This is a genomic window from Pseudoalteromonas sp. SG45-3, from assembly GCF_014164075.1.
Taxonomy (GTDB): Bacteria; Pseudomonadota; Gammaproteobacteria; order Enterobacterales; family Alteromonadaceae; genus Pseudoalteromonas; species Pseudoalteromonas distincta.
Genome location: NZ_JACJEN010000038.1, coordinates 1 through 9,051, shown reverse-complemented (window position 1 = coordinate 9,051; position 9,051 = coordinate 1). Strand labels below are relative to the sequence as shown.

The window sequence follows — 9,051 nt, the reverse complement described above, 5'->3', positions numbered from 1 at the left end:
TTCTAATTTTATTGCTGCAGAATACGATGCGCGTTTTAATTTCGTCATTTTTTCACCCAAATTTGTATGCTTATCAGCATAACATTTCTTTCTTAATGGGTGGCTAAAATCACTGTACCACTACACTCACGACGATAAGATTACCACTTGAGAACGCGCTTATATATTTATGCACTTTTGAACTTTTATGTAACGATAATTAAGTACAATGGAATAAAGCACTACTTTATATTTATAAATCCGGTTTAACCTCTTTATATAATAAACACTTTGTGTTTCAAACACTTTACACTAATTAATATAGGCATTACACCAAGAAGTGACAGCTATGGGGTATGCATATAAGCCTATATTCAGAACTTAATAAATTGATTAGCGAGTTCAATAAAATAAATTATTTTTAATCAAAAACTAATGAATTTCCACTCTTTCACCATGATTAAATAGCAGCACAAAAAACGTTTTTATGACCTCAAAAAATTGGCAACAGCCTTTTAACTTCTTTACTCATTTCTCAAGTACAACTAATTATCTATGTAAGAATATTTTTGTAGTTCATTAAAACATATTTTTTCAAATATCACTTTATCATTGTGCTCCATTAATTTGTATTTATAAGCCTCCTCTGGGAGTAATGGTTTTGAGTTTTTTTCTTTCCATTCTAAAAAATCTTTAGGCTCAAGCCCTTCACTTTCAGTTGTCAGGTAATAATTAAGCATCTCAGGGTCATATTCAACATTTAGAAAAGCGGATACTTCTTTCAAAGTACTTTCGGTTTCAAGTACTAGGTCTTCAAAGCGTATACACATCACTCTATCTTTAGCGATACGAGCAAAAGATGACTCAATTGCTGCTATATCAGCCTTCCAAACTTTAGCTATATCATGAATACAACCACTCAGTTGTGGAGCGTTGCTTGACTTTAACTTTCGGCTTGCAAGTCCTTGATACGATACGGCTACACTACGACCATCTCTGACAATATGTATAAACTTACAATCAGGATAAATGCCATTGATTTTATCAATTTCGTTCAGGAAGAAATTATTTTTATCTCCCATGATTGTAACGTTTTTCTTAAGCACTCTCTGAGCATAAAAAGCATATACCAAATCGATAAGGCTTTTATAATTTTGTGGTCCAGCTTTAACTAAATACTCTCGTAAAGCTGAGATATCAACGTTCCAGCTAGCAAACTTTTTAGTTTGAGATAAATCCTCAACAAAATCATCAATCATCCCGCAATTAAAGTCTTTGTAATTACCATACAACCAAGTTAAGAAACCTGCTTCTGGAGGCACTACAAGCCCTTTATGCTTATTTAACATTAATCTAAATAAAGTTGTACCCGAGCGTGGGCTACCAATAACAAAAAAACGATTCATGATAACTCCAACTTAATAATGTCTATTATAGTTTGCACAATGTCACTTTCTAAACCATGGAAAATAGGAAGACACAATATTCTTTTGCTTATATCTCGTGAAATAGCGCATGTCTGTTTGGGCTCTATATAATGTAATGTATCGAGTGAAGGATAAAAATATCTTCGGGGGAATATTTGTTGTTTATTCAATGCACTTTCAACTTTAAGTAACTGCGCTTCACTCTCAAAAACAACAGGGAAATAACTGTAGTTTATATTAGACTCAGGGCACTTTTCTTGCAGTATTAATAAGCCACTTAACCCCGTGCAATATTGATCATGAACTTTCTTTCTAGCGGATTTAATTTCAGTAATATCATCTAGAACACATAACCCCATAGCCGCTTCAAATTCATTCATTTTTGCATTTGTGCCTAACTCTGGAATATTTTCTTTATCTTTAATACCAAAATTAATTAAATAACGAATTCGTTCTGCAAGTTTATCGTCATTAAAAATTAACGCGCCACCTTCAATGGAATGAAATAATTTTGTGGCGTGAAAGCTAAGCGTCGATATATCACCGTAATTCAGGACACTACGCTCTTTAAATTGCACATCAAATGCGTGAGCGGCGTCATAAACAACCTTGAGTTTATGGTGTTTTGCTATAGCATCTATTATTTCAACATCACACGGATTGCCAAATACATGAACAGGTACAATTGCAGAGGTATTTGGCGTAATGGAGGCCTCAATTTTGCTAGCATCTATATTGAATGAATCTTTATCAATATCACAAAATATAGGCTTAATACCATTTGTAACAAGCGAACTAGTAGTTGCTACGAAACTAAAAGGGGTTGTAATAGCGTAACCTGTAATATTCAAAGCGCGGTATGCAATTTCCAATGCTACAGTACCGTTAGCAACTAGCACTACATTCTTAACACCGAGATAATCCTTCAACCGCTGTTCCAACTTTTTAACTAACGGCCCTCCATTAGTTAACCAGCCATTTTCATAAATAGTGTCAATATAGCGTTTATACTTTTCTTTGCATGGTAAGTAAGTTTTAGTAACATTAAGCATTAATTGCCCTTGTAAATTTAAATTATAATTTTATAAATGGAAATACTTTCTATTTATTACTATAAATCAGAAGGGCGTTAAGATACTAAAATCACTTCCCCCCCCCAATACAAAGACTTTTTTAACTTCAGCTATATCTTCATCACTTAGACTATCTAACCACTGATAATTCCTCATTTTACCTGCAGCTGCGGCGTCTAAAAGTTGTCCCATATCAAACATTCTTATTAACGCATTAGTTTCGCCACTAACTTTTGATGATAATAATGTAATTAATGGAGATATAGAGCTACCTTGACTAAATATCACCAGAGACTTATGAGTCTTAGTTATTTCGTTAATATAACCAATCACAAGCGTAGCTAGGACTTTCCATGTTGCATGTATTTTTGAATCTGGGACAATTATTTTATAAATACTTCCTGAGTAATTGCTTACCTCAATATCTTTTAGATGTGAGGGTACTATAAATAAACACGCTTCAGTATCATCAATATACTTATTCCTAAACTCACTCATTTTTCTATCTTTCATCAGCGCTCTAGCAGCTGTACCATCACCAATTTCTAAAGGGCTCCCTAAGCCATTAATGCTTTCAAGTAATGATAATATACTAACTCCTGCACCGCGCCCGTATATATTTAATTCATTTCTAATCACTTGCTCAAAAGTCATTGTCCCATTTGATAGACCAAAATCCACCTTAGTAACAATGCCTTCATTCGATTCTGTAAAGTAGTTCAATACAAGTTGAGCCCATAACTGTGTATGTGAATTATATTTGACACGTCTCTTAACATCATCATTAAAAGATCTAAACCTTTCACCTCGATCTTCTTCTGAATAAGCGTATCCCATGAACTCCCAAAAACCATGATTCATTTTTAGATAAAATACTGAGGAGTTAGTTGGTAAGCTCATAATTTGATCTTTCTTTATTGAAAAAGCATTTTGGAGATTTTTTTTTATCTCTACATCAGGTAACTTTGATAGGCTAGCTATATTTTTTTCTAGAGCAATGTCGAAATCACTACGCTGATAAAGTTTATCTTGAATAAGGTCCATAATATTAGAAATATTGGCTCTATCGTTCATTTTTTTACTAAGCAATTTGAAATTTTCATATTCAGTAGTTAAAAACAAAGTCAATTTACTATAGAATATATCTACATCCTTACTTTCATTTTTAAAAAAATCTAGATTATTTTTATCTAGATTCGGCCATAGCCTTTTTTCAGTAAAGTAACTTTGGTTAAAATTGTCTTCATACGCTTTAACTTTATTTTCGCCAAACTTTAGTGCTTTGACGATTAATTCAAATTCAGTCTTTTTCACAAGATTACCTTAAAACACATAACATTTTACTTTCAGTAACCTAAAAGCAAATAATATATTAAAGTTTAAGTTCAATTAAACCTTTAGTTATAAAAATTTATTATATAAACTCATATTTTATTTTTAATTCTTCCAATTTATTCAAGCTTGATAAATCCTGCTCTATAATCTCTATATCTTCATCCGTATAAGAAATAGAGCCTCTATACTTATCACTTAATTTAATCAGCATATCAATAATTTCTTTTCGATCTTTTTTTTCTAAGCCTATAATTGACCTATCAATAGTAGTAATAAGTTCTATAAAAACACTATTAATAGAGCTATTTGTAACACTTTTACTACCAGTAACCTCAACACCTAAATATTGAAAAAAAACTTTAACGAAATTATCCTTATATTTGTCATACTCAATTATAACGACATCCACATTATCAACTGAAGACCACTTGTTAATTAACATGTTGAAGTTAAATTGTTGTTTGTTTCTTTTATAAAAACCTAACATCGATTCACCGGCAACAAGTCCATGAGCTGACTTTAGAGACTGAAGGTACGATGATTCAATCAGTGGTAAAAGCTCTCTAATCGCAAAAATAACTTTAATATGAAAACCAAGACTCATAATTTTTGTGCAAAGACTTTTAATATGCTCTTTTGTGCAATAACAAAGAAACTCAGACGAAATAAAGTAATTTTTGTTTTTATCTAATTGAGCTACTTTATCTAATTCTATATCAAAGTGTTCTTCATCAAATATAGGGTGAACGTCGGCCAAGTAATTATGCACATCACCTTTGAGTCCAAATGGAAAATATAAAACATCCTCTTTTAGCTGATTGAATGCAATATTTTGAATCGCAGATGTAGCCGTTTTTCCTAGGCCTGGGTGTATATATATAATACCTTTACTCTTCATTTTTATTAACCTTCAAGTAGCTGTAATTATTACTAAAGCAAATTATCGCTAGACATCGTTCTACGGCATGCATTATTGTTTCATCTATTTGTCCACTTTCTTCAGGGAAGTTACTTTCTTTCCATCCATAATTAAACAATGTTTGAAGTGCCTTAGGTTTAAACCAAAACATTGAACCTGCTGGGAAGTCTGGCAGCTCATCAGGACATTCTAAATCCAGTGACCCCATAAATTCATGACAAATTTTCTTATTACTGCCCCACGAAATGAATGGTTTAATGTCATCTGAATATTCTGGGTATTGAATACCTAAAGACTCATCTTGCTCAAAGTTATCTAAAATAAACCGAACTTGCTCTTTACTACCTAGCAACCTGTCATATAAAAAGGTTCGCCAATTGTTAATTCCACCTGCATGTAAGCTTTTTTTAGAGTGAATTTTGCATATATAATCATATCTAAAATAGCTATCTACGTGATTACAAAGAAACGGAGCTATATCCCGACCTTTATTTGGCACAACCTTTATATCAATCAAGCTATTTGGAAACTCTTCATTAAACCTTTTAGAAACGGTTTGAAAACTATCACTAACACACGTAATCAATATATCAAAATCGTAATCGATATTTTTTGCGTATTGAATTATCTCTTCAACTAAATCGTCATAAAAGATATGAGCTAGTAATGCGATTTTAGGTGTTATAACTTCGTTAGATTTAAACTTCGACACCGCATTTAAATAGCTGTAACCATGCTGACTATCTGGCTCTAGGTAAGTACCTTCAGCCCATTCGTTCCATGCATTTACAAATAATAGCTTGTCTTTATTAGGAACACTATTTTGTTGGTACATGTTTTCTATTCCAGACATCCAACGGTGAAACTTACCAGCACTAACATTCGTAAAAATACTAGCCCTATCATTACGTCGCGCCGTATTATCCCAAGCCATTGTGACAGCCTTATAGCATGTATAACCTTCATCAACTTTATTGAGAGAGTTACTAACCATTGAACTATAATCGTGAACAGAGCCAGCAAATCCTTCCTTAAAATTCATATGCTGTGCAACATTTTCACTTGCCACTTTATGTGGCGGAAACTCAACTGCTGCATCAAACCCGTATTTATTCGGATCAATATCATCAAACTGAACCATGCTGATATGCAATTCACCAAAGCCGTTATCTTTAGCCCAGCTTCGCCACCTAGTGAGAGTTGCCTGCATATCTGGGAACAAAGAAGGACGATATAAAATCATTAGCGGCTTACCATCAACTTTTACATAACGTTCGTCTGCAAAGTACTTTGATACATGCGCGATATATTTTATATCATCCTCTGCTGAATAAGTTTGCTCAATAAGTACTTCTTTATCAAGACCATCCCAAGCCCTAGTCCAATTCTCGTTTGCCCAACAAATACAATATTCAATATCTATATCTTTATTTTTGTAGATTGTTTCTATTGGGGTTTCCATAAGCACAGTGCCATTGAACCAATAATAATATAAACAGAAAGCATCTACACCGCCGGCCTTAGCCATCTCCGCTTGAGCTTTTATATTTTCTTTAAGTCTCAAATCATAGAACCCAAGGTCAGTTGGTAATCTTGGGTGTTTATGGTTTTTCAATAGAGGTTTTGCTTTAGTGACGTTAGTCCATTCAGTAAATGATTTACCCCACCATGCATCATTTTGCTCAAAAGGATGAAATTGAGGTAAATAATAAGCTAGTACTTTTGTATTTAAGCTATTTTCAGTATCTATTAAGTCATTCTCATAAAAATTAGACACGGCGAGTTCAAAAGAACTGATATAACCTAGCTCTGAATAATCAATGCCTTTTTCTTCTTTAATTATTTCTGGCTCTAAAGCTAACCTACGCCCTTCATTTTTTCCACTGTGAGAGTAGTGCGCAAGTAGAGTACAATCAATGTTTGCCAGATCAGGGTTAGCTGTTAAGTAATCCTCAGGATTAAAAAACTCATTTGGCTTTCTGTTCTCACTTTCGCCTGCAACTATGTAATGATAAAGAGGTATAACGCCAGTGCTAACAACATCATGATTATGAATGTTGTAGTAAGTTTGTGAGAAAAAAGGACTAGACTTCAAGCCTTTCTTCCATCCAAAAAGCATATAATGTAAAAGAGGGTCACCTTTGAAACTTGAATCTAAGTAGCGACTAATATAGAAAGAGTCATCCCAAAGACCAGATGTTCTTATTTTGTGAGATATCTCTTTAAATGGGATCCCAGCAATTTTATAGTGCTCTAGGTGATTGGTTAAAGAGTTAGGTAATACCAGCCTATTATTTATTATTCTTTTATGATCACTTCTAATAAAGATTTCTAAACGTTCACTAAAGAAAATATCTTCATTAGCAATTAAATCCTCAACTGGTATATTAAAGCCAACATTTCCACTTTTTGTAGATGTTTTAAAATCTTCTCGGTACTTGTCTGCAAACCCTTGCCTAACTAAGAAATTATTGACAAATACCTCGTAGTAACAGGGGCTTTCGTCTTCGCTAGTTAGCCAACCACAAATATGCCCATCAATTAGGCCATCTAGGCAGCCGAGATTCTTTGACTTATCGTCTTCTAATTGTTCAACAGTCTCTAACACTTTACCTTTATTCAGAAATTTGCCAATCATAGTAATTCACTCCACCAAGCTTCGTTATCTAAATACCAGTCAAGTGTTTTAGCAAAACCTGTTTCAAAGCTCTCTGCTGGTACATAGCCTAGCTCGTTATTTGTTTTAGTTGCATCAATTGCATATCGGCGGTCGTGCCCTGCGCGGTCTGTAACGTATGTTATTAATTGTTCAACGTTATTTTCCATAGCAGCTTTAGCATTTGGGAAGCGTTTTGCAAGCTCTGGGTTTGTAGCAAACTTTTCACCCATTACTTTACATACCAATTTAACTATATCGATATTGGCCCATTCGTTATTGCCGCCAATGTTATAGTTTTCGCCAATACGACCTTTTTTAAGTACAAGCTCTATACCGCGTGCGTGGTCTTCTACGTATAGCCAGTCGCGAATTTGTTGGCCATCTCCATAAACAGGTAAAGGCTTGTCGTTTAAAATATTAGTAACAATAAGCGGTATTAGTTTTTCAGGAAAGTGAAACGGCCCATAGTTGTTTGAACAATTTGATGTAGTAACCTCAAGCCCATAAGTATGGTGATATGCACGTACTAAGTGGTCACTTGCCGCTTTTGATGCAGAATATGGTGAGTTTGGTGCATAAGCTGTTTCTTCAGTAAATGCAGGATCGGTCGCGCTTAATGTGCCGTATACTTCGTCGGTGCTTACATGGTGAAAGCGATGTTCTAAAGGCTCGTTACCAGCTGCTTTAGGCTCGTCTATCCACTTTTTTTTAGCTGCTTTTAATAAGCTATATGTACCTAGTATGTTTGTTTCAATAAAGGCGTCGGGCCCAGTTATCGAGCGATCTACATGCGACTCTGCTGCAAAGTGTACTATGGTGTTTAACTGATGAGTGTCGATTAGGTTTTCGATTAACGCTGTATCGCAAATATCGCCGTGTACAAAGGTCATATTTGGGTTGTTTGCTACACTGTCTAGGTTTGCTTTGTTACCAGCATAAGTAAGTGCGTCTAGCACTATTACTTTGTCTTGTGGGTTTTGTGCTAACCAGTAATGTACAAAGTTGGCACCTATGAAACCTGCGCCGCCGGTTACTAATAAATTTTTTACTGTCATCTGTTATTCCATTTTACAAATTTTGGCTTTACGCCTTATGTCATCGTTACGAGTCGTAAGCTGTAAGCCGTAAGACTACAAATTGTTGTTTACTAAATAGTAAGGTAATAAAAGGTTATTTATTTTGACCTTTTATGTGTTTTTATTTAGTAATAATAATTACTTTACTCGCCTAAAAAGTGAGGTTTACACCTCACTTACAAAATATTTTTATAACCAAGAAGCTTAATAACACCAGCAAGCTAAGCGCCTGCAATCACTTCTCTTTGTTTTGTGTATTCTCTGTGGTGATTAACCTCTTTATTAGCGAGGTATAAAACCTCACCTACAAAACAATTTTACCACCGAGTGCACAGAGGCGCTGCGCGCTACACGGAGAAGTTACTAGCTCTTCTCTTTCACTTTCGGTGTTCTCTGTGGTGATTAATCACTTTATGAGCGAGGTATAAAACCTCACCTACAAAACAATTTTACCACCGAGGGCACAGAAGCGATTCGCGCTTCACGGAGAAGTTACTAGCTCTTCTCCTTTACTTCTCTTTGTCTTCTCGGTGGTAATAATAATCTCTCAATCTCTCAATCTCTTAATCTCTTAATCTCTTAA

The 9,051-nt window shown here is 34.4% G+C and carries 6 protein-coding genes; all 6 read right to left on the bottom strand.

Annotated elements, in window-relative coordinates; genetic code table 11:
• Positions 1-524: 524 nt before the first annotated feature.
• On the bottom strand, positions 525-1,385 hold the full coding sequence (locus H5126_RS20950) for a sulfotransferase (RefSeq protein ID WP_182721530.1): 861 nt from the start codon (positions 1,383-1,385) through the stop codon (positions 525-527).
• A complete protein-coding gene (locus H5126_RS20945) occupies positions 1,382-2,458 on the bottom strand; it encodes a DegT/DnrJ/EryC1/StrS aminotransferase family protein (protein WP_182721531.1) in 1,077 nt (358 codons plus the stop codon). Before H5126_RS20945 ends, H5126_RS20950 begins: the two co-directional genes overlap by 4 nt.
• 66 nt (positions 2,459-2,524) lie before the next feature.
• The gene (locus H5126_RS20940; protein ID WP_182758559.1) at positions 2,525-3,793 is read right to left on the bottom strand and encodes a hypothetical protein; all 1,269 of its coding nucleotides are present in this window, start codon (positions 3,791-3,793) and stop codon (positions 2,525-2,527) included.
• A 100-nt stretch (positions 3,794-3,893) separates the two neighbouring features.
• Complete coding sequence (locus H5126_RS20935; RefSeq protein ID WP_182758558.1) at positions 3,894-4,712, bottom strand: hypothetical protein; 819 nt, start codon at positions 4,710-4,712, stop codon at positions 3,894-3,896.
• Complete coding sequence (locus tag H5126_RS20930) at positions 4,702-7,371, bottom strand: glycoside hydrolase family 99-like domain-containing protein (RefSeq protein ID WP_182721526.1); 2,670 nt, start codon at positions 7,369-7,371, stop codon at positions 4,702-4,704. The genes H5126_RS20935 and H5126_RS20930 overlap by 11 nt, the downstream gene beginning before the upstream one ends.
• Positions 7,368-8,447 (bottom strand): dTDP-glucose 4,6-dehydratase, encoded by a 1,080-nt coding sequence (gene rfbB / locus H5126_RS20925; protein WP_182721527.1) that lies wholly within the window; start codon positions 8,445-8,447, stop codon positions 7,368-7,370. The genes H5126_RS20930 and rfbB overlap by 4 nt, the downstream gene beginning before the upstream one ends.
• Between the last annotated feature and the right edge of the window lie 604 nt (positions 8,448-9,051).